General features: G+C 53.8%; 30 protein-coding genes. 17 read left to right on the top strand and 13 right to left on the bottom strand.

Annotated elements, in window-relative coordinates; translation table 11 throughout:
* The first annotated feature begins 236 nt into the window (after positions 1–236).
* The 9 genes from QMX82_RS22330 to QMX82_RS22370 are packed head-to-tail and all read left to right on the top strand — an operon-like array spanning position 237 to position 3,434.
* Positions 237–833 carry a hypothetical protein gene (locus QMX82_RS22330; protein ID WP_282287666.1) on the top strand — a complete coding sequence of 199 codons (597 nt, stop codon included), beginning with the start codon at positions 237–239 and terminating at the stop codon, positions 831–833.
* Positions 834–860: 27 nt separating this feature from the next.
* On the top strand, positions 861–1,268 hold the full coding sequence (locus QMX82_RS22335) for a hypothetical protein (RefSeq protein WP_282287667.1): 408 nt from the start codon (positions 861–863) through the stop codon (positions 1,266–1,268).
* Positions 1,269–1,278: 10 nt separating this feature from the next.
* Positions 1,279–1,500 carry a HEAT repeat domain-containing protein gene (locus tag QMX82_RS22340; RefSeq protein ID WP_282287668.1) on the top strand — a complete coding sequence of 74 codons (222 nt, stop codon included), beginning with the start codon at positions 1,279–1,281 and terminating at the stop codon, positions 1,498–1,500.
* 31 nt (positions 1,501–1,531) lie between these two features.
* Positions 1,532–1,768: a hypothetical protein gene (locus tag QMX82_RS22345; protein WP_282287669.1), complete on the top strand. Its 237-nt coding sequence runs from the start codon at positions 1,532–1,534 to the stop codon at positions 1,766–1,768.
* Positions 1,769–1,813: 45 nt separating this feature from the next.
* A complete protein-coding gene (locus QMX82_RS22350; RefSeq protein WP_282287670.1) occupies positions 1,814–2,056 on the top strand; it encodes a hypothetical protein in 243 nt (80 codons plus the stop codon).
* A 37-nt stretch (positions 2,057–2,093) separates the two neighbouring features.
* Positions 2,094–2,336 (top strand): hypothetical protein, encoded by a 243-nt coding sequence (locus QMX82_RS22355; protein WP_282287671.1) that lies wholly within the window; start codon positions 2,094–2,096, stop codon positions 2,334–2,336.
* Positions 2,323–2,784: a hypothetical protein gene (locus tag QMX82_RS22360; protein ID WP_282287672.1), complete on the top strand. Its 462-nt coding sequence runs from the start codon at positions 2,323–2,325 to the stop codon at positions 2,782–2,784. The genes QMX82_RS22355 and QMX82_RS22360 overlap by 14 nt, the downstream gene beginning before the upstream one ends.
* A gap of 12 nt (positions 2,785–2,796) precedes the next feature.
* The gene (locus QMX82_RS22365) at positions 2,797–3,078 is read left to right on the top strand and encodes a hypothetical protein (RefSeq protein WP_282287673.1); all 282 of its coding nucleotides are present in this window, start codon (positions 2,797–2,799) and stop codon (positions 3,076–3,078) included.
* A 17-nt stretch (positions 3,079–3,095) separates the two neighbouring features.
* On the top strand, positions 3,096–3,434 hold the full coding sequence (locus QMX82_RS22370; RefSeq protein ID WP_282287674.1) for a hypothetical protein: 339 nt from the start codon (positions 3,096–3,098) through the stop codon (positions 3,432–3,434).
* A 102-nt stretch (positions 3,435–3,536) separates the two neighbouring features.
* Here the strand turns inward: QMX82_RS22370 and QMX82_RS22375 are convergent, their stop codons facing one another.
* The 5 genes from QMX82_RS22375 to QMX82_RS22395 form a co-directional block, all read right to left on the bottom strand.
* On the bottom strand, positions 3,537–3,908 hold the full coding sequence (locus tag QMX82_RS22375) for a histone-like nucleoid-structuring protein, MvaT/MvaU family (RefSeq protein WP_282287675.1): 372 nt from the start codon (positions 3,906–3,908) through the stop codon (positions 3,537–3,539).
* 53 nt (positions 3,909–3,961) lie between these two features.
* A complete protein-coding gene (locus tag QMX82_RS22380) occupies positions 3,962–4,639 on the bottom strand; it encodes a hypothetical protein (protein ID WP_282287676.1) in 678 nt (225 codons plus the stop codon).
* Positions 4,640–4,659: 20 nt separating this feature from the next.
* On the bottom strand, positions 4,660–5,439 hold the full coding sequence (locus tag QMX82_RS22385) for a hypothetical protein (protein ID WP_282287677.1): 780 nt from the start codon (positions 5,437–5,439) through the stop codon (positions 4,660–4,662).
* 24 nt (positions 5,440–5,463) lie between these two features.
* Positions 5,464–5,970: a hypothetical protein gene (locus QMX82_RS22390; RefSeq protein ID WP_282287678.1), complete on the bottom strand. Its 507-nt coding sequence runs from the start codon at positions 5,968–5,970 to the stop codon at positions 5,464–5,466.
* 318 nt (positions 5,971–6,288) lie between these two features.
* Complete coding sequence (locus QMX82_RS22395; protein WP_282287679.1) at positions 6,289–7,656, bottom strand: LPD7 domain-containing protein; 1,368 nt, start codon at positions 7,654–7,656, stop codon at positions 6,289–6,291.
* 192 nt (positions 7,657–7,848) lie between these two features.
* Here QMX82_RS22395 and QMX82_RS22400 point away from each other — a divergent pair, with 192 nt between their 5' ends.
* Together QMX82_RS22400 and QMX82_RS22405 are read left to right on the top strand one after the other, a co-directional pair.
* Complete coding sequence (locus QMX82_RS22400; RefSeq protein WP_235389938.1) at positions 7,849–8,400, top strand: hypothetical protein; 552 nt, start codon at positions 7,849–7,851, stop codon at positions 8,398–8,400.
* Entirely contained in the window at positions 8,387–9,085 is a 699-nt protein-coding gene (locus QMX82_RS22405) for a hypothetical protein (protein ID WP_282287690.1), read from the top strand. Before QMX82_RS22400 ends, QMX82_RS22405 begins: the two co-directional genes overlap by 14 nt.
* Before the next feature lie 22 nt (positions 9,086–9,107).
* Here the strand turns inward: QMX82_RS22405 and icmT are convergent, their stop codons facing one another.
* The 6 genes from icmT to mobA form a co-directional block, all read right to left on the bottom strand.
* Entirely contained in the window at positions 9,108–9,371 is a 264-nt protein-coding gene (gene icmT / locus QMX82_RS22410) for an IcmT/TraK family protein (protein ID WP_282287692.1), read from the bottom strand.
* A gap of 8 nt (positions 9,372–9,379) precedes the next feature.
* Entirely contained in the window at positions 9,380–10,579 is a 1,200-nt protein-coding gene (traJ, locus tag QMX82_RS22415; RefSeq protein ID WP_282287694.1) for a plasmid transfer ATPase TraJ, read from the bottom strand.
* Positions 10,569–11,441, bottom strand: coding sequence for a type IV secretory system conjugative DNA transfer family protein (locus QMX82_RS22420; protein ID WP_282287696.1), 873 nt, complete (start codon positions 11,439–11,441; stop codon positions 10,569–10,571). The genes traJ and QMX82_RS22420 overlap by 11 nt, the downstream gene beginning before the upstream one ends.
* An 11-nt stretch (positions 11,442–11,452) precedes the next feature.
* The gene (locus QMX82_RS22425) at positions 11,453–11,911 is read right to left on the bottom strand and encodes a DotD/TraH family lipoprotein (protein ID WP_282287698.1); all 459 of its coding nucleotides are present in this window, start codon (positions 11,909–11,911) and stop codon (positions 11,453–11,455) included.
* 74 nt (positions 11,912–11,985) lie between these two features.
* Positions 11,986–14,184 carry a TraI/MobA(P) family conjugative relaxase gene (gene traI, locus QMX82_RS22430; protein ID WP_282287700.1) on the bottom strand — a complete coding sequence of 733 codons (2,199 nt, stop codon included), beginning with the start codon at positions 14,182–14,184 and terminating at the stop codon, positions 11,986–11,988.
* Positions 14,184–14,486 carry a plasmid mobilization protein MobA gene (gene mobA, locus QMX82_RS22435; RefSeq protein WP_044342668.1) on the bottom strand — a complete coding sequence of 101 codons (303 nt, stop codon included), beginning with the start codon at positions 14,484–14,486 and terminating at the stop codon, positions 14,184–14,186. The genes traI and mobA overlap by 1 nt, the downstream gene beginning before the upstream one ends.
* A 241-nt stretch (positions 14,487–14,727) precedes the next feature.
* Between mobA and QMX82_RS22440 the strand changes: the two genes are divergently transcribed.
* The 6 genes from QMX82_RS22440 to QMX82_RS22465 all read left to right on the top strand — a co-directional run bounded on the left by QMX82_RS22440 (position 14,728) and on the right by QMX82_RS22465 (position 19,640).
* The gene (locus QMX82_RS22440; RefSeq protein ID WP_044342667.1) at positions 14,728–15,156 is read left to right on the top strand and encodes a hypothetical protein; all 429 of its coding nucleotides are present in this window, start codon (positions 14,728–14,730) and stop codon (positions 15,154–15,156) included.
* Positions 15,157–15,168: 12 nt separating this feature from the next.
* Entirely contained in the window at positions 15,169–15,849 is a 681-nt protein-coding gene (locus QMX82_RS22445; RefSeq protein ID WP_044342666.1) for a nucleotide-binding protein, read from the top strand.
* A complete protein-coding gene (locus tag QMX82_RS22450) occupies positions 15,842–16,480 on the top strand; it encodes a hypothetical protein (protein WP_044342665.1) in 639 nt (212 codons plus the stop codon). Before QMX82_RS22445 ends, QMX82_RS22450 begins: the two co-directional genes overlap by 8 nt.
* Positions 16,481–17,351: 871 nt before the next feature.
* Complete coding sequence (locus QMX82_RS22455) at positions 17,352–17,783, top strand: LexA family protein (protein ID WP_282287709.1); 432 nt, start codon at positions 17,352–17,354, stop codon at positions 17,781–17,783.
* Positions 17,764–19,050, top strand: a complete 1,287-nt coding sequence (locus QMX82_RS22460; protein ID WP_282287711.1) for a Y-family DNA polymerase — start codon at positions 17,764–17,766, stop codon at positions 19,048–19,050. The genes QMX82_RS22455 and QMX82_RS22460 overlap by 20 nt, the downstream gene beginning before the upstream one ends.
* On the top strand, positions 19,044–19,640 hold the full coding sequence (locus tag QMX82_RS22465) for a hypothetical protein (protein WP_282287713.1): 597 nt from the start codon (positions 19,044–19,046) through the stop codon (positions 19,638–19,640). The genes QMX82_RS22460 and QMX82_RS22465 overlap by 7 nt, the downstream gene beginning before the upstream one ends.
* Before the next feature lie 231 nt (positions 19,641–19,871).
* Here QMX82_RS22465 and QMX82_RS22470 read toward each other — a convergent pair whose 3' ends face one another.
* Complete coding sequence (locus QMX82_RS22470; RefSeq protein WP_282287715.1) at positions 19,872–20,273, bottom strand: type II toxin-antitoxin system MqsA family antitoxin; 402 nt, start codon at positions 20,271–20,273, stop codon at positions 19,872–19,874.
* Between the two features lie 2 nt (positions 20,274–20,275).
* Complete coding sequence (locus QMX82_RS22475; protein WP_282287717.1) at positions 20,276–20,572, bottom strand: type II toxin-antitoxin system MqsR family toxin; 297 nt, start codon at positions 20,570–20,572, stop codon at positions 20,276–20,278.
* Positions 20,573–20,741: the final 169 nt, after the last annotated feature.

Genomic DNA, 20,741 nt, shown 5'->3' on the forward strand with positions numbered 1-20,741 from the left:
ATGCCTCCCTGGACGAAAATGTCAGGAAGAAATCTATGACCTTTTTCAGCTAGTGTCAATAAATAACACAACCGACTCTATTCTGACGTTGTGAGGCAGTCTACCCTGACATCCGGTTAGGGTATAGCGACCTAGACGACGACCAGGCTGAGCACACCATACGCGGCCTCATCCTAGACAGGCAAAGAGACCCGGTCGCCTGCTGACCCCCTATTGAGTAAGAGGAGATCAATACCATGAGTTTTCAGGATCACTTTTTCGGCAAGATCGACAGCACCAGGGAGGGTGAGTTGAGCCTTTCCCTGGCCCAGCTACTACCCTATGCGCGTGCAACAGGGCCAGCGCGTACGACCGCTCAGGTACGCCGCTTCCTGTCCCGCCATAGCCATCTGGTACTCACTGATTTCCATAGCGCGCCTGCATTCCCCGAGATGCTGCGTAACCTCGTGAGCGAGGACATCAGTCTGGTGCGGTTGGGGCTGCGCCAGGACCTGGGGGACGATCCGGCCCAGGACAAAACTCTCTGCTGCTTCTTGGTCTTTGCAGAGGGGACCTTGGAGATCCGCGCCTACTGGACGGGATGGAAGGAGTTGCGCGCTATGGAGCTCGTGCAAACCCTTCTCCGCCCGCTGATCACCGCTGGCCTGTCTAGTCGCACCTTTCTCGTCCATGACGAGCACGAGGCGCCGCTGCCAACGGATACCGAAGCCATGTTCAAGACGGTGATGCGATACCACGGGCACCCATTCATCGAGGGAGGGCACGGAGAGATGAAACGCTTCGTGGACGAACTCAATGGCGTCGATCCCTGGAGCACTACCCGCGCCCAGTGATGCCCTTCCATGCCAAGGAGTCCCGCGATGCCCAGAGATTCAGATCTGCTGGAGATCCAGCAACCAATCCAGCCGAACGCGACGAGCGTCGACGTCACCTGCCCGCATTGCGACTGCACGGAAGAACATCCGGCTTCCGCCTGGTGTCAGGAGCTCGATGACAGGTTCTCCTTGGCAACGGTTGATACCTACAGCGTCGTTTGCTCCGGCTGCCGCCGTAAGTTCTGCTTCAGGCTCACGCCTGCAGTGCATCCATGGCCGCTCGGCCCCACGCTCGATGTCACCTGCCCAGCTTGCAGCCACCAGGTCGCTACACAACTGGCGGTGGTACGCCAGCTCGACAAGCCTTATAGGCCAGTGTCCTGCGACAACTGCCATCACTTTTTCGGGGTGCGCCCTGATGCCAGCATAGTAACCCTAACCCCTAACTGGTGAACCTACGCCGATGACAATCAACATTATCGAAGAACTATCCAAAATTCTCCGAAACTCGTTTTTAGAAGAAGAAGTACGGGCGGAAGCGGCGCTTAGTATTGCGGAGTTTGGAAGCGAAGAGGCGGTTAAGCTGCTAATTGAGATTATTGAAAAAGGCGGCCAGCCTGTCTGCATTCGGATCGCAGCTATCAAAGGGCTAGGCAAAATTGGCGCGGCTCAGCAACTCAGATAACGCGACAGATACACAGTCAGGAGAAATTGGTATGTCCCTACTCATAATCACTGGAATAGTGCTATTCGTCGGCACAATGGTTTATGCCCACATCATCGGCGCGCAGGACATCACTCAGCTGACTGACCACTTGGTAAGCCACTTCTGGCAGACACAGGTACTTTTCATCATCCTACTGGTGACCGGTGTCTTGCTGAGGTTGGCAACGAAAGCGCTTTTTCCTGCAAACAGACAAGTCCAAGGTGAACAAAAAAAAAGGGGGAATTGACTGTAGCGTTAGAATAATTCGGCGAAATTAACCACTAGGTGAATCGTGCAACCATACTACGATGTGAAGAGAGGTATCGGCGGATGGCAGTTGGATCTTGTTTCTGAGACTGGGAAAAGCGACGGTGGCTGGTTCCCAGACGATCCAACGGATGAGTTTGAAACGATGGAAAGTTATTGCCAGGCTTCCAAGGCAGGATCAAAATGGTTTAATGAGCAACCGGACGACTGGATTAACGAAATGATTGATAAACTTGAAGAGGAACACCTAAAACCTAAGCAGGTTTGACAATATAAATTATTTTCAATTCAGGTTAAAATATATCATGAGCGAGCTAACGGAAATACTATCTTGGCTGGCGATAGGCTTAGTCATCTGCCTTATCTCTTTATCCATTCTCAAAGATAGAGAAAAAAAACGGGAAGCGCAGCAAATGGATAATTTAACTAAAATGAATCGGGGGAACATGGATAAGCCAGGCTGGGTAAAGCAGCCTTGGCAACATGAACCTAGAAGCGAGAAAAGGGTTGGCCTTATTTCCAAAGGAAAAGACCATGATCACCCTTAATCATTATCAGCTCAAATCGCTGCTTGAAAGCAGCGAGATGTATGGGGATGAACCGACAGATGTCCAGTCTGTAATTGTGGCTTACCTTTCAGCTGATGATAGCAGGGCATACGCCGGGGCTGGACTTTACTCGACCGTTGAGGGGCAAGACCTTGAATACGGGGCATATCTTGCCATCGATAGCCTTGATAAAGACCGGGCTAGCATGATCTATGAAGCGCAGCTAAAGCAGGATATAAGCGAGTGGGAGGCCGTTGATGAGTCAATACGTGGTACTGAAACAATTGCGTGCAAGTCGCGCTCAAACTGTCTCCGGCCGCACGGGTCTGCTTGGAATTTTAAGGTGCCTTCTGAGGTAAAGTCGTGCAAGAGCGTCGGCAATTGCCTATGTGAAGAGTACAAGCAATCTGAGATACAAATCGAGCTAGAAACTCCCTACACCAGCTAAAGGAAATCTCAAATGGACGCAACTGTAGATTTAAAACTCGCTTACGCCGTTATTGGCCGGCCGCAAAGTGAAGAGCCTAGCCAGCGCTATACAGACGTCGAGGTTTCGATAGATGAACAGCAACGAGGTCTAGAAAAGCAGCTGATCATTACCTTGCATGAGCCCTTGGAGGATCTGGCTGACTTCAATCAGGTCTGGGTCACAGTAAATGGCCAGGTTTACGAAGGGGTAGGCAGGTTTGATGCAGGGCGCAACTGCATCATTATGACCCTGTACCACGACCAACCTAAATAGCATGGAAATCGGTTCCTATGACTCCAACAGAATTCACAGCGATTCTAAGTAAGGCAACAGCACCGCAGCTTGAAGCGCTAGATGCGGCCCATTGGCGCTACATGACCCTTATCGGGATAGTTGATGGTGAGGTCTCTGACGAGGTAGCAGCAGCTGATCGGGATGCCCACCCATTGTTCATCAAGAAAGGAGACACCGGGCTGCCGATTTTCAGTGACGCGGATTGTGTCGCGTTCATGGCAGCGATCACTGGGCTTTCGGTGGCGTTTTGTGCTGCTTGGCGAGACAAGGATTTTTATGATCTTCACGGTGAGAGTGGTGAGGAAATGGCAGCTCGCCAGTACGCCGAAGTTTGATAGGAACCCGGCGACGAAGGCGATCAAACCACCAGATAACTCTCAGGCCATGCAGTCAACTGATAGTCGATTCAGTGCATGGCCTTCTACGTGGTTAGGAAGTCACTTTTGGAGCCAAGACTCGACTACGTCGGCGCCGTGCTCAGCCTTCCATTGCTTGAGCTCTTTATGGTTCCCGCCCTTGGTCTCGATCACTTCGTTGGTATTCGGGTTCACGTAGCGCTTGAGGGCGCGGGCTTTCCGCTTGGGCTGGGTTTGGTTGGAAGCCTCGGAGGAGCGGCGGCGGCCTGCTTCCGGATCCAGGATCGTGATGACCTGCGGGAGCGAGAGGTTGTACTCGCCTAGGAGGGCTCGCAGCTTCTCTTCGAATTCGATCTCACGCTTGAGCTCTTGGTCATTACGCAGAGCATCGAGCTTTTCGAGTTGGGCTTTCAGCTCACGCTCGGCTTCACGAAATGCAGTCAGTTTGGACATAGCTGTTCCTTTGGCACCTGGCCATATGAGTTTGGGTATTCGTATCAGAGAATTTAGGGCTTGGGTGTACTTCGAATAGGGGGTGGTGATTCCTTCCAGTGTATCCCGTATTGCTCCTGCCTCTGCCTAATGAGCTCTGAATGGCGAGGTATACCTATATGATCATCAATGCTTTTGCAAGCATCTTTGAGCGAATGAAAATTTCCGTGCAGCGTTTTCTCTTGATCTATGGGTTTGCCGATTAAACCGGATCCATAGGGGATATGTGTCTGCGTCTTAACGAGGTACACATCATAGGTGTCGTGCGTATCGGTTGGTTTATGAACCACATCGAGCCTACTAGCGCTTACCGCCCGTCCCGGCGTGTTGTGCTGGTCAAGCTGGCCAGCCGCGGCTGTATGACCAAACTCTCGGGACCTGAAAACCGTCGTGCCTGCGATCACTCTTTCCCGAAGTCGCTCATCACCTTCTTGGGGCGCAACCGGAGATGACTCTACCTGGTACACCTTGTTGAGATAGGGATCATTGAACGGCGGCTGCGTGCCAGCTCCTTGATGGTCAGCGAGAGCCGCTACCAGGCGGCAGGCTTGTTGAATGTTCCGAGCATCGCGTGGGTGTGCCTCGATGACCTGGACAAGCTGCTTGTACTCACTGCCGGTCAGGCGATGCCTCTCGTTCTTGGCGATCGCTTTCAGGACCTGCTCCCAGTCGTCAGGGCTAAGAATTTCCACGTCGTCCTCCCTTCTCAGGCTCAGAGATTAAATTTCGCGACAGGGGTCTGGCCGGCGGTATCTATCAAAGAGACCTCAGCGTGCACGACGTCGGCATTCGCCGTAGACCCCTCAGCACCCTGGACGTGGACATAGAGCGCGCCGGTCATCCCCAGGTTGCCTTGGCTTCTGAGCGCTTCAATGCGTCGAGCCTTGTCGGTGTCAGTTACCTTGAGTTCGCATGGCGTGTTGGATGGCAGGATCCGAAGGCCCATACCCTGAGTATTTGAGATGGGATTCGACCAGCAATATTGGCCATAACTGGTGATCGGGAACGACGACTTGTCAAAATCGTACGGGCCCAGGGATACGTTCTGCAGGCCGATCCCAGACGTCACCGCAGAGCCCACAATCGGCACCGAATAGTAGGCGTTGTCGCGATAGCTCTTGAGTTTCGCATCTACCTCCCCCGACCGGCTTTGCTCGATCTCATGGCGCTTGAAGGCATCGTTGGTGTTCAGGTACTCCGGCACCAGGAAGCTCATCACCTGGTCTTTCGGAATGTTTTCGGACGTCCTGGCCAGGACCACAAAGGTGAGCGCCGCGCCACCTGGTAGGGCGTCTAAGCTCTGATAGCTGGTCAACGGTAGGGACGGGTCGCCAAAGGTGGGTTGGGCTTTCTGGGGTTCAGCAGAAAGGGACCAGGCTTCTGACTTATTCGAGACTGCGGGCTCCTTGACAGCTTCTTTCACAGGCTCTGCTTTGTCACATCCGGCCAAAAAAAAGGCAGTCACATGAACTGCCAGCAATAATTTTTTCATATGTTACCTAAAAGAAATTGTGGATCAGCCAAACAAAGAGCGAAGGTTGCTTTGCCAGAATCCGAGCTGGTTGGATTTAACGCGAACACCGATTACCGCCAGATCCGGTTTTGAAGTAATCAATTTGATCAAGGGATGAGGGCTTTTGTCGGGCGAAAGCTCCCACTGCTGCACCTGGTCGAAGCCGATCAATTCTTCTCTACCTTCGTTCAAGTCGATGTAAAGGGCTTTTTTCGCCTTACTGTCAAAGCCGACATACCTGTTCAGCATCACGGACATCGCTGCCTGTGTAGCTTTAAATCCATCGGTTTCGAATCTCTGCGCTCGTTTCGCTATCTGCGCTTTGAAATAGCGAGGTACGACCGAAAAGATCAGATAGCCAAGCGCTGCGTAAGCCAACGTGCCTGCCACGATCATGTTCGACACTGAAGGATCGCGAGCATGGTTAGTGAGCGCAATCAAAAATAGCACTCCCACAGGCACGGCGCCGATCAGGTAAAAAGGTCGGGATACCCACCAAATTATGTTCATGAGAACCTCCTGTCTTGCCAATCGGCCTAAAGCCTATAATCGCTCTTGTCAACATATTAGCATAATTAAAGCGCCAATCAAGAAAAAGGGGCCAAAGCCCCTAGTCTTTAACTTCTAAATCCGTCACCGGACTTTTGGCCCTTATCTCTTTGTCCCCCCGAACTGCCAGGCCGTGGGAGATAGTGCTCCAACTTAGCACCCAGCACATTCATCGCGTTACGAGTGCGCTCATTATCATCGCGCCCTGGTGTGGCTGACGCGTGCCCGCCAACCCAATTAATTACTTGGTCGGGAACGATCAGGATCAGGTTGAAGCAGCTATGCACCAGATTGAGAGACATCGATGCATAGATGGTCAGGAAGAAAATGATGGATACCAGTCCGGTCATCGAATCGAACTGAGCGTTGGCCAGAGCGACCCTCGGGATCACGGTGCTTCACGTTGGTCGCTGTGTCTGCACGATGGTGTACCTCAGCCGCCCATTCATTACGGTAAGCCTGACGGGTATCGACGCCTGTCACGTTCCCCTGGGCATCTTTCACCGGTACCTCGATGGTCACAGGCTGCCTGCCCAGATTCGCCAAGGCGACCTGATCACCAGGGGCGATGCTGGCTTCCCTGACAACGCGCTCGAGGTCCGCCCCCCAGGTGGTTCGGGTTTCGCCGTCGCTATTGATGAGCGAGACATAGAAGCTGCGGGAATTAGCCGCATCGAACTTGTAAGGCGCGCTTCCAAAATCAGCCACCTCGCCATGCAATGGACTGACAGGAGCTGCAGCTGGCTGAGAAGGGGAGTTGGTCGTCGAGGTGGTCGACTCTACGGCGTGCGCCGATGGGATAGCCGAGGAGACTTCTGCTGATGGCTGGCGATCGGATCCTGCTGGCCGCCCTGCAGGCTGCTCAACCTGATCGCCTTGCCCGACGTCGGGACCTTTGCCCAGGAGGGAGCGACGCATCGCGTCTTGGGCTGGATTCGAAAGCTCGACTTCGACGTTGTGCTTGATCATCACCTCGATCACCCGGCGCTGGAATTCATCGCTTCCGGTGAGCTCGATCGATCCGCCGAATTTCTGCTTCGCCAGGTGGATACCGACCAGGATGGCATCCTCGTCATCCTTGGCGCCGGCTGCCATCAGCAGCTGCTCGCCGTGGTCCACGAAAGCGGCCTTGTCCCTCAATTTGTAGAGAACGCTACCGTCTGAGCGTGACTCATAGGTCACTTCATCTAAGAGCTTCAGCAGGTAGTCCGTGGACACTTCTGTAGGGGTTGCCGTTGGTGCCTTCCCGGAGGTGAACCCATCGGAAAACGTTTCTATTTCGGGCTCTTTCTGTGGCAGCCGCTGATACAGCTGGAAATCCATTTCCCTCAAAATTTCCGCATAACCGTCGTACACGAAACGATTACGGCTGATTCTGTCTGATACACTTAGCGCAACATTCTGCGCAAATTTGTCAGGTTCTGACTCGGCGTTGCGCAAGGCGGTGAGATCCGCGGCGACCCAATGGCGGAGCAGATCTCCAGGCAGCTCACCTTTCGATTGGTGCGCTTCATACCAGTTCACGAATGCCAGGGCGCGTTCCAGAACCTCCCGATGAGGATCCGTAGATGCCAGCGAACCCGTATGGTGACGGGCATAAACCGAGTCGCGGAAGCGTTGAAGAAGCTCTTCTTGATGAGTGCTCATTTGCAGATCTACCCCCCTGGGGATGGTGGCTAGTGGATGGCCCATCAGCTGCTGAAATTGGCATAGGTTCAGGGCTGGTACCGGGTATGTAGAGCTAGACCGAAATGCTCAAAATTTCGTATTGTGTATGTTATTCAAAATAGCACGGAATGGAAAGCGCCGTGCCTCGATGCCCTGGAAGGCAACTCTCCGATGGAAATTGAGGATGAGATGGCAGTAGAAACCGATGACTTTCAGCCGATCTGTGGCACTGACCTTGAGCGGTGGCGGATCGAGAACGGCCTGACCAAAGTGGCAGCGGCAGACGCCTTTGGTCTGCAGAAAGCGAAATGGGAAGAACTCACTAGCCCGGAATTTTCTTCTGAGCAGATCTCGGATCCCGTGGTAGCCATGCTGCTGCACCTTTACCAAAAGCATCCCAATTCATCACCTGTCCAACCCCGCACCGATATCAAAGAGTTCTATGAATTCCTTGGTCTTGAAGATAGTCCGCAAGATCGTGAAGAGTTCGCTACGCTGATTGGACGATCTCCGCCTTCCGTTTACCGATTGATGCTCCATGATGGGAAACCCGGTAGACCAGTCATAAGGTGGATTGAGGCTCTGAAACGAATGACACTAACTCCCAAGCAATGTAAACGAGTCATGCAGGAAGTAGTCAGTCACGTCGGTGAGCGACAGCGTGTCGAAAAAGTATTGATCCAGGGCTGGTCTAGACAAGGTGGCTTAGGTGAGCACGACTGAAAAACAAGACTCGTTCGTTATCGAGCTATCCAGTGTCTATTTTTATTCTGGACCACAACCGAGATCGATTGCCTTAAAAGATTGCGGCATCCCATTAACTGCACCAATACCAGGGGCATTCCCCAGCCTTTACGGCTATCAAAGTAAGCAAGATGGGTTTATGGCCGCAAGGGCCTATGCCGACAAAAATAGGTTACAATTTACTGTCGTAGATTTTTTAGTACAACTTGAGCACAAACAAAATCCTTTGATGATGAAGCCAGACGACATCAAAAATCACGATTTCGTCTCCTTCGCACGAATGTCCCGCAGCATGATGGACGACTTGCAAGAACTTCTTAAAGATCGTCTGGCTGCCGAAGGCATTACACCTGGCAAAGCAGAGCTTGCGAAACCTCATCTTCTCCTGCAACAACGTCCGGAGCTTGTAACTTCGCTAATGGAGTCTCCCGATTGGGAGCATATGAAAGTCATCGCATACCCAGCGAAGACGACTATTAGCGAAAGGCCGCTGTATGTTGGCGTCTTGCCCCATACGCACTGGGATTCGATCAAAGAGGCAACCTGCAGACTGAATCCAAACATGCGCATCACACTGGAACCGCCTACAAAGCAGGCTGAACAGATGAAAGCGAGTGTTGGGGACGCTGCGAGTATGAAAGACAGGGGACCGCGCTCCAGGTAAAAAATAAGGCCGCTCTGCGGCCTTATTTGTCCTTGTATCTTTTTCGCATCCACCACGGACGCGCATAGATCCTCTTTCCTCTTAGAGCGCCGAGGAACTTATTCCAGCAGACATTCAGGGTCCACCCGAGCTTGGACATAATTCCGAAGCATATGATGATGCCCACGGCCACATAGAACGTGGTCCAACTCGGAAAGTAGAGCCAACCGAACAAGGGTAGATAGGCCGAGCATGGTATGCCGAGCGCTGTGGGTACTAGGGAGCCGTCTCTCCAATTGGTTGACATAGGTCGTCCTACAGATTTGCTTGAGCTGGGAGGGCCATTGCTTCCGTTCGTAGCCGGAAAGACTTATGGCCTGCAATGCCGATGAATTCTTCAGCTGGTATCACGCCATCCGTGTAGAGCTTCCAAGCTTTATCGTCCAGGGTTGCGTGGGCATCCTCCAACATACGGCGAATCAATAGCGCCCATTTGTCATAGGGCTGCTCCTGGAGGTCGTTTCGCAGTTCTCTGTCGAAGACGACATACTCGCGAATGGCGGTGCGCTTACCATCGTTGGTCAGCAAGAGGCGCTGCACGATGATCACCCGCAGTGCGCCGAGTATCCGTGAAGCCATGGCAGACTGCTGCTCGGGAGGATAGGTCTGGATGGCTCGGTTGATGGTCTCGGCTGAGGATTCGGTGTGCATCGTGGCGTAACAGAGGTGGCCCGTTAGCGCAGCTTCAACCATCGCCTCGATGGTGAGTCGGTCCCGCGCTTCACCAATGCCGATGATACTGGGCTTTCGACGCACCGCGTTACGCAGCGCTTTCGTCCAGTCACCGATATCACGGTTAATCTGCGACTGCGCAGGTTGAGGCCCCTTCCAGTGCGGACCACCCAGCACGAATTCGACAGGATCCTCATAGGTGATCACCTTCCGATCAGGCATCGCTACACCGGCATGAGCGTACACCCCAGCCTGCAAGGTCGTTTTGCCCGACCCCGTTGGACCACACACCAGTACCAATCCCATGTGAGGGTATAGGGCCTCGAACAAGTCGGGTTCGATGCCCATTTTGTGGATGTCAGGGAGTTGGACGGGGATGACCCGCATGGTGATCGAATAGGCCTCGTCGAGCTTGGCGATGCGCGCTTGTACGAAGTTCGTTCGGAAACGCAGTAGAGCTCCTCTAGGGAGCCCGATATCTTCGCCTGAAATTTCCAGCGCTCGATCGACACCCTCGTCGCCCCGTTTGATCATGCTTTCGATCTCGGGGGACCAGGTCGCCGCTATCAGGGAGGAGAGCTGACCTTGGTTTACGATTCCGACTGAACCCTTGAGCTGACGTCCATGCAACTCGACCCATATGTAGTCACCACCTTGCACGAGGATATCGGAGACCTCTCTATCAGCGCATAGCTTGAGGAACTTGCGAAATGACAGCGGGTTGAGATCTCCCTCGAAATTGAAAGGCTCGAAAGCTGGGACCACGGTAGAATCATCTGACATCATCAGTTCCCTGATCACTACTAGGCTTCGCAACACGCTTGATGGTTGGTCGCCACTTTCCAGGGTCTGTTTCGAACTTCGCCTTGTCTGTAACCCGCTTGAGCTTGTCACCCAGCAGGAGTTGCTTGCCATCGCCAGTTACCGTCTGTTGAGACTCGGCAACCTTCGTGGTGCTTATCATGTCGGCCTGTAGCAGCGTGGCATACAGATGCATACCGGTGTAATCGCGACTGAGCCGATGAAAGTTAGCACTCAGGATAGCGTCGGCCTGTTTGATACCATCCTTCCAGCCATCGCGAACTGCACCTTCCCAGATCACCTGTTCATCACCATCTTGGGGCCGCGCTTCAAACACAGGAAGCTCTACGGTCTTTGAAAGTGGCAGCCCAACGAAGAGATAATCTTTCCACGTCGGCGGCACACTCACGAAACGCTCTTCGCGCTCGATCTTGTAGACCCGGTGGGCTGTTCGTACCTGGTCCGGCGAGAATGCCGCAAGATCCCGCGCCTCAACGATAACAGGCGGGAGTGTTCCATTCGGAGCAATGAGCGGCGCGAACTTGTACATCGCATCCAGCGCGGCAGATCGGCGTTCCAGGGCATCAACGAGTTCGTGAGCCCGAGAAGACATTCCACCTCTGAAACCTACGGTGTGGCCAACATCGGTGAGGAGTTGCGTGCGTATGTCCGTGACTTTGGTGGTTGCCTTCGATGGAGGCCGAAGTAGGGAATCGAGGCTCGCAGGCGCTTCATTGGACCCTGCTGACGCAGACTGCGACTCGAGGCTAATTTCCGGAGCTTGATCAGCCTGGGCGGTCATAGCTACCACTAAAGGGACGAGAGCAATCATCAGACGTTTCATGTGCGTCCCTTTCAAGACCGCGGCCGGTTGTAATGCAGCGTGATTTTCTGCGCGTCTTGACCGATATCAGCTCGATACCCTACCTGCGATTTGATCATTGCCATGAGAGTCGTGAGCGGCACGGATTTGACATCAATACTCACGGGCAACGGCATGCGTACACCCTCGAAGGAGAATTCCAGACCACGATCCTTTGCAACCTTGGCTAGAAGTTGAAGAGCATCGCCTTGCCAAGAGACACTCACGAATCTGCTCTCATCGGCGACAGCGGGTGGAGTGCGCATGACAACGCGGCTGTTGAGGGCACCTGCTTGGTACAGGTCAACCTGAGCCATCTCAATCTTCTGTGACGCCTCCAAGATCTGCTGATCAACAACGGCCTGGGCGTCGCTGCCCTGTTCGTGCGAGGCGCAGCCACCCAGCATCACGGCTGCCAGTAGGATGCCGGCGGTAATCCGGTTAGAACGCATGGTAAACCCTCCGATTTTCCGTATAGATACTACTATACGGAATCAATAGCAACAACGTGGAAAGCCGAATAGCGCTACCTGGATCGCGATTTGCGTCGCCTGGCTACCTGGGTCGGGTGCTGGCGAGGTTGGGTCGCGCTTGTAACAGGTACCTCTGGAAACTGGCGAGTAAGGGCTTCCCTAGCAGCGTCTGAAAAAGCTTGCTCACCAGATACCTCAAACCCACTCCCGGCCTTGGACCGTAGGTGATGAAGAGCAAAGGCGATCTCGCGCTGGACGTGCTCCCCTGGAGCTGGCTCGAAAATCAATTTTTCACCGTCATCGAGAACAACCCGATTGGAGTGCTCGCTTCGATAGGCGACAGTCCCGTCTCGTCGAACAATTCCAAAATATCCTGGGGCAGCTACCAAAGTCGGATCCGTATGTGCGCTGTAGCGAATCGAGTCCCTGAATTGGTCTTTAGCTCGGGTTCGTTGTTCGGCGTGGTTGAAACCCCGAAGCTGACTTATTGCACCTGGATCGCCAAGGGAAGCTTCGCGTTCGACCCATTCCTTGTAGGTGAGCCTTTTATTGGCTGGATCAGACGCCAACTCTTTACGCTTTCTCTTGATCTCAGACTTGTATTTCTCTCGGGCTCTTAGTGCCTCAAATGCTACAATACTATAGAAAGCCTTTCGATCTTTTGGATCGGAGACTTTCTTTCTGATGTTTGTCCTCTTACGCCGTGCTTCCTCACTGATCGCTTTAAAGCCATTGCGTACCTGCTCTTTATCAATACGATTAGTCACGAACTCCGAGCGGTATTTTTGATAGCGAGCGCGTGTATCTCTCCGAAGCTTTGCGCGCTCTTCGCGCCTTGCTGCACGCTCTGAGGGATCGCGCTTGAGTCCCGAGTATTTGTCATAGCTAACTTCCAAGACATTTTTGGCAAGCGCCGTTGCTGGCCTGTATTCCCCAATCCTCTTTCTAAGGCGATTTAGTGACAATTCTTCATGCATGTCACTTGCCTTGATAGCGGTTATCGAGGAATCACCAAGATCGTATACACACAACCCACGACCTTTCGGCTTGATGCCCAGGTTAAACTTGGCCAGCTCAGCGTGAAGCGAAGCCCACTCCAGTCTATCGCTACGTAGCAAATCCCTTATTGCCGCCCTAGGTTTCTGCTGGACGTAGGTGAAAAGACTTTCAAGGTCAGCATGACGCTCCATATCTGCTGCCTTTGTAGGCAATTTGCCTTGTAGCTTGGGAGTGCCGTCCTTCCATGTGACTGTTTTCTCATCGCCGTTTTGAACGACTCGGAATGGACCGTCATCGTGCTTCCAGCCGTATTTTATTTCAAGCTCACGCATTGCATAGTCAAGCTTGAAATAGTCCCGATCTGGATAAACTGCTAGGAAGGAGTCGGGATGCACTCGGTTCACAGTCATATGTAGGTGAACGTTGTCGGTGTCTCGATGTATGGCGAACAGGTGCTGGTGTCCTTCCATTCCAACAGCTTTCTTTGCGTACAGAGCGCATTCAAAAGCTTGCTCATCTGTTGGATTCTCCTCTGCTGGCCAACTAAGAATCACATGGTACACAGGATCCTTGACTCTGCTGTTCTGCGCCGCTACCGCATCCATCTCTCCCGGAGCTGTGGCAAGCGATAGGCAGTTGTGGTGACAAGCTATACCGCTTGCTGAAAATTCGACGATATGATCGCCTAAGAGACTTTCGAGCTCGTCGATAGGGTCTCGCTCATCGAGTCGATTCCTTCGTTCAGCGGCTGCAGCAAGAAACGTAAGGTTGGCTCTACGGGCTCTGGCTCTTTGCGAAAAGTCAGGATCAATTCGTCCAGCTTTTCGGAGATTTCGTCCTGCTGCGACAAGATCGTTTCTAGCAGAGGTAAGGCTTCTGAGATGTTCATGGCTTACACCTTTTTGCTCAGACTTCCTGTGAATTGATCGGGCACCAACTGGTCCTCCAGGCTGCCGGTCAACGCTTTCATCGTCACTCCCATTGGCAGGAGGAGACGCTCCAAGACGGTCAAGGTGCTCTCTGATGGCATCTGCATTAGCAATGTCAATTCGTCTAATTGCTCGGAGATAGTTCGCTGCCGCCTGCAGATCTTCTCTAGCACTGACAAGAATTGCGTGGTTTCTTCGGGTGTAGCCTGGATCGAGCTCATCTGTAGGACTCTCCTTTTCTTCAGGTCTATCGGTTGCATATTTCGCGAGAGCAGAAAAGCTAGATTTGCCGTCCTTACGTTTAGCGGCAACTTTGGCAAGCATCAGTTTGCGATCCTGCTGATTGCTGCTTTGAGCTCAACCAGTATCTGGGCGTACTCACGGGAATGCTGCCCCTTGCCCTCGTTGAATAGGTGTTTCTGCAATCCTCCAAGCCGACGCAATTCATTCAGGATGTGGGCTTCCATCCTGTTCCTGGTACGCCGACCTAAGGCGGCGGCCAGGAGGAACTGGCCAACACTCACGCCACAGTCATACGCCTTCTGACGAACCAGCTTCTCCTCATCCTCATAGCATCGGATGGCTGGAAGCCTCCCTGTGCGTCTGCGCTGTTCACTGTCACTCATCGTCGGTCTCTGCTTCTCAAGGGGTCTCGGGGCGCAGCCCTGAGCAGGGTGGTAGGTATCGCGAGGGAGTGAAACGACTGGAGCGACACCGGTTGGACGGACGCCATTTTATGGCGGGAGTACAAACCCTACCCTGTCCAGAAATCTGGCCCTCGTTTCGTATGCAAGCTACATTACGGAACTTGACTCCGCAAGAGACGCCCATAGAATCAGGCCACGGAGCAAGATTGAGGAACGCCAGATGGCAATCACGATTTCGCAGATTGAAAGTCTGCGCGCACTGCTGGCCGAACAGCCGGAGGTTGATCCCACTGAGCGGGAGGTGTCGCACTACCAAGCAGTAGAGATGATGGCCGACGCTATCGCGCAGCTTAGGGACAAGGGATACAGCGTCGAAAAGATCGCAGGGATCCTCAGCGAAGGAGGGATGCCGATCACGGTGAATACGTTGAAGAGCTATCTCACGAAGGCGAGGGTCGCACGACCCAAAACGTCTCAGAGACGCGCAGGCAAACGTCAGGCTAAGCCAGCCGCCAATCCAGTGGCTAGTAAAACCGCCAAGGTGGCGGCTGAGGAAAAGCCCAAGACTGCAGCAGGCAAAGAGCTGGACAGCGACAAAGCAAGTCGAAGTTCCTCATTCGAACCTAGACAAGACACACGCGATATTTAGGTGGATACATAGATGAGCAAAATTTTCGTAGTGGGCGGTGGAAAGGGTGGGGTCGGAAAAAGCCAACTTTCCGGAGCTCTGGTTGATGTCCTCATTGAACGTGGAGCGGAGGTGTTGCTAGTCGAATCGGACACTTCAAATCCGGACGTTTGGAAAATGTATAAAGATGAGGTCAAGTGTGAACTCATTGATCTCGACAGAGCTGACGGCTGGATCGACCTGGTAAACGTCTGCGATGCCAATAAGAACCACACCGTCGTAGTGAACACCGCCGCCCGAAACAACAAGGGCGTGACCGAATACGGCCAAACGTTGAATAGTACCCTGGCTGAACTGGATCGGGAGCTAACAACACTTTGGGTTATCAACCGTCAGAGGGATAGCCTGGAACTACTGAAGGAGTATCGGGAAGCGTTGCCCGACTCACTCATTCATGTAGTACGAAATGGGTATTTCGGTGAAGAAAAGAAGTTCGAACTCTACAATGACTCTAAGCTCAGAGAGGAAATTGAGGCGAATGAAGGAAAGTCACTGCTATTGCCTGACCTTGCGGATCGCGTAAGTGATGACTTGTACAGCAAAAGGCTTTCCATAGGAAAAGCACTCAAAGAGCTGCCTATCGGCAACCGTGCCGAATTGACCCGCTGGAGAAGGGAAACCCATAAAATGTTGAGTGAGGTTCTCGATGGATAACATTGAAACTTCCTTCGAGAAGCTCTTGGGTAGACAACCGTCTGAAGCCGAGATAGCAAAGCTCTACAGGGTAAAAAATGCGCTTGGCATCAGAGATAACGATGCCCTGTGGCTCGTCATTATGGCTTTGGAGTCTTATGACAACCTCTACAGTAGATACCCAGAGCGTATTGTTAAGCAAATTGAAGACGCTGCGGCCCATCAAAGAACTTTGATTGCCGATGCTGCTGAGCTTGAAACAAAGAAGGCGCTGAATAGTCTGACCGAAGCTGTAGCGGAAAGCAGCATCAAAATCGCTACAACGTCTGCCCAGTCAGTCAAACTTATAGCGGTCGGATGGGTTTGCTGTGGTCTCATAGCGTTCGGTGCGTTTTGTACCTTTGTCGGGTTCGTGCTTGCCAGCGGTAGAGTTCCCTATTGGATCGCTCAACGCCATTTCGACAATCCAGCCATGCTGATATTGAATGGTATCTTCAATGCGCCGGCTGGATGGCTACTCGCTGTCATCTCGGTTGCGATAGCAGCGAGCACCCTGGTGTTCGGTAAGAAGACCAATCGAGTTTCAATACCGTCCTTTGCTGGGGCTGTATTCGTTCTTTTCGCTGTGCTGGCGATCTACTTTTCAGCATGATTTTTTGTTGTTTGCCTTATTCCGTATAGCGCATACTATACGGAATATTTTTATCTGGTAGCGCTCTCCGATGCCCCTTTACTCTAATATCAAAGCTATACGGAAAGCCCAGGTCGATGTTCGAGGTATCAGGACAGTCGGTCGGCAAGGTGCCTTCACATTCGAGCTCTACCATGAGTCCACAAAATCCGGTTTTGCCTTCATTTCCAAGGATTCAGACCGTGCTCAGATGCTCATATCATCTTGGAATGCATGCAGACTTCGCGATGTTCTTGCTGAGCACTGCTATGCACTTGAGGCCCCGTATAGCTCCATCCAAGGAGACTCATTGGATTGGCTTTGCCAGGCGTCGCACCAATTACACCTTGATGTTCTCGCTATGCGGAAACTGAAGCGACTTTCCAAGCGATTCACCATATTGCGGCTGGAAGGATCGACCGACGAGCTGGACTTTTATCGAGCGTTACCAACTCCGCGAATGCGGGATAGGTTAAGAGAAGAGCTTGGCGATCGGATAATCGAGTTCATGAACGATGAGATCAACGGGCTGTGAATCGGCCTGTTGCAGTTGTCGCCCAGTCTGACCACCTCGGGCACCGCGGCACCGGCCGAACGGCCAGAGACAACGTTCAGCCAGGCTGCTGACGCTCCAGTCAGCCTGGAGAAATGGTAGTGGTGATAAAATACGTTATCACCACTAACGGTTTCCAGGCAGTTTCAGGGCCATCTTGCCAGTTTGGTTCGCCGCGGCCCCCGGCTCACACCTCTGAGCTACTCTGGGGGAACATGCTCGTGCCGTCGGTCGCCGTTCTGGTGGCGAAACGCCGCGCTCCGGATTACTGTATAAAAGAACAGTAACGGAATGGCTGTCATGATAGTCACCTCAATCAAGCCGCTGCGTGAATCGGCGGTACGTCTCCAGATCCTCGCCGGCGCCGCTGCAGGTGGATTTCCCAGCCCTGCTGCCGATTATTACGAACCGCCGATCTCGCTCGATGAGCTTCTCAACGTGAAGGCCCCCCATATCTGGATCGTCCAAGTAGAGGGCGAATCGATGATCGGGGTCGGTATCTATCCTGGAAGTCGACTTATCGTCGATCGGTCAATAGAGCCCCGGCCTGGCTTGATCGTGTTGGCGTATGTCGACAATCAACCAATCGTCAAACGACTGGCCAAGCTCGATGACCAGCTGGTGTTGGCTTCCGAGAATCCGGCGTTCCCGCCCATCGTGTTCGATGACTTCGCTGATATTGATATTTTCGGTGTCGTGACCTGGTGTATCAATGGCCTTGCAGTCCACTGAGCAGCGGCCGGTCTATGCGCTTGTTGACGTGAATTCGTTCTATGCCAGCTGCGAGAGGATTTTCCGGCCGGAGTTGCGCAAGCGACCCGTGGTGGTTCTCTCCAATTCGGACGGCTGCATAATCGCGAGGACGGCTGAGGCGAAGGCCTTGGGCCTCCAAATGGGGGACCCCTATTTCAAGGTGAGACGCTTCCTCGAACGCAACGGCGTCGCGGTTTTCAGTTCAAATTACGGCCTCTATGGTGAGCTCTCGCATAGAGTAGGTCAGGCCATCGCCTCGCTGGCCCCTGCCACAGAAACTTATTCAATTGACGAAATGTTCTGCAGGCTCGACGGCCTGCCGGAGCCGCTGCGCGACTACGGCCGCCTGATCCAGCAGCGGGTCCTGCAATGGACAGCGCTGCCGGTGGGCGTCGGGATCGGCCCAACGAAGACACTGGCCAAGGCGGCCCAGCACGCGAGCAAGGTCTATCGCGACAAGACCGGGGGTGTCGTCGACTTGCGGGAGCCGCACGCGATCGAGTGGCTGCTGAAACGCATGCCGGTCGATGAGGTGTGGGGGATCGGCCGCCGGATGAAAGCGAACCTTGAGCAGTTCGGCATTGCCACGGCCTGGGACCTGTCCCGCTCGGATCCGCGGGTGATGGGCCGGAAATTCTCGGTCGTCCTGGAACGCACGATCCGCGAGCTGCAGGGCGAGCCGTGCATGGACCTGGAAGGGCCACAGGACAAGCAGACGATCTGTTCGAGCCGGATGTTTGGCAAGCGCGTCACCTCGATTTCTGGCCTGCGCGAAGCGGTCGCGAGCTACATGCACCGCGCGGCCGAGAAAGCTCGAGCGCAGCGTTCGCTGGCTGGCTCATTCCGCCTGGCCATCCAGACCTCATTCCACGGCGACGGGCCGAAATATGCGCGGGCAGTGGTCTGCACGCCGCCGTACCCTACTGACGACGTGCGCGTGCTGACCAAGTTGGCCCTGCAGGGCCTGGACGTGATCTATCGGGATGGCTACGAGTACAGCAAGGCCGAAATTTTGCTGCTGGATCTGCGGCGCCGAGGCGAATTCACGGAAGACCTCTTCGCCACCAGCCAGCCGGCCCGCTCGGACGCCCTGATGCACGTCATGGATACGATCAACCGGCGCTGGGGGCGGGAATGCCTACGCACTGCTGCAGTGCCGGCAGTGCCGGACTGGGGGATGCGGCGAGCGCTGCTCAGCCCTAGTTATATGACCGACTGGCACCAGCTTTGGAAGGTGAGGTGTTAGCGCATAGCAACTGCAGCGACTTCGATGGAAAAGCTCATCAGGCTGCACGTAAGCTAGCTGCAACCTTGGCAGTACACATGAAGGTGGCAGAGATGGGATATGACGCACGCGATACAAGAGCCCTGCAGGTAGCTGCAGCGAATGGCATCCAGATAGTCGGCCAGCGGGTAGTACGTTTTGCTGGTGGCGATCAGTTTCTCTTCACGATGAAGTGTCCCTCCCAACTGGTGATGGACAACCCTGAAGGAGCCGACTCAGAAGATCCTGACCAGCAGAGCGCCAAATCGACGATTAGCCCGGCTGGCGAATGCCTTTCTCAAGCCATCGAGGCAGTGACTAGAATCCACGCCGGTGCCCGACTCTGGGTCCAGGTGGATGGCGATGTCATGCCAGAATTTGTGCGGGAGGCAGTAGCCGACTTGGAGGGGTTCGGTACTCGGATGGTCGTGACCCAAGGAAACGCCTGTAGCCATGCTCCAGGACCGCTCTTGGATCCGATGATCTGTAAGGCAGTAATCGAAGCAAATGAGGGTACCCAAGTCTGGCATCCGTTCGCTGATAAGCCCGTCTTCCAACTTAACCTGGCTTGAAATATGCGACTGTCTGTCCCTGAACCCTCCGCATGTCGTGGCCGGTCGATAACCTGGCGTGCCGGCTACGAATCCGCACTCGCAGGGCTGGGAGACAGCTACTCCGGCCCAGAGAATTCCCTGGCCGGTATCGAGTGGCGTGACGGCCATGCAGTCGCTCTGCAGCTGCTGCGCGAGCTTCCCGAAGAATGACGCACGCCATGAGTTCCAAAACGTGCCGACGAATACGGCCTAGGCTGTCCTAATTTCGCTCAGCAGCTCCGGGTGACGATCAAGCACTTTGAGCAGCTTGACCAGGGCCAGTGACGGCTTGGTCTTCCCGGTTTCATAGCGGGAGAACGCATTGACCCCGCCACCGAAAATCAAACCAGCCTCGCGTTGATCGAGATCGAGCTTTTTCCGCACGCGGCCTACGAACTCAGGATCGACGATCGAGGCATTCACCTGCTTGTTGAATTCCACCATCGCGCTACTGACTCTGGCTGACTCAGTGCCATCCAAAATGACCTCGCCACAGGCGGAACAGAAGTCACCGGTTACTGCAGGGATGGTAGTGGTTTCGCCTTTGTAGGTATGCGGCAGGTCCCGAGTGTCCCGCACCAGTTCGGCCGCTGCACAGAATGGACATTTCATGTTCACAGCTCCTTGAAGGACACGATGAGCACATCATCAATGACCGTCAGCTTGAGGTAGACCTCACCGGCCTGGGTACGGGTCCGGTACACGTCCTGCCAGACCTTATGGTCTGCGTGTGTGGTCATGCTTTTGTAGAAGTCGCCCGTGGTCAGTGCCATTACCACGCTGACGATCCCCTGGAAGTCGAACCCGAGGGATGCACCGCCCGACAGGGCAGACATCGTGGAGCGTACCTTTCCAGCCTGAATCAAGGCTTTGACGGCGGAGAGCTTGCAGTGAGGGGTTCGTTTTTCCATAGGCTTGATATTAACCTATTAGGTTAATATTTGGCAAGTAGGTTAATGCCTTATGATGAAGCTCTGTTCGCTCAGGCTACCCACAGACCCGACACAAAACCCCGGCCCGCACTCAGCGGGCCGTGGGGAGTAGAGTTAAGAATTTAGCCACTCATCGAAGGTCTTGATT

The organism is Pseudomonas sp. PS02302, assembly GCF_029959585.1.
Classification (GTDB): domain Bacteria; phylum Pseudomonadota; class Gammaproteobacteria; order Pseudomonadales; family Pseudomonadaceae; genus Chryseomonas; species Chryseomonas aestiva.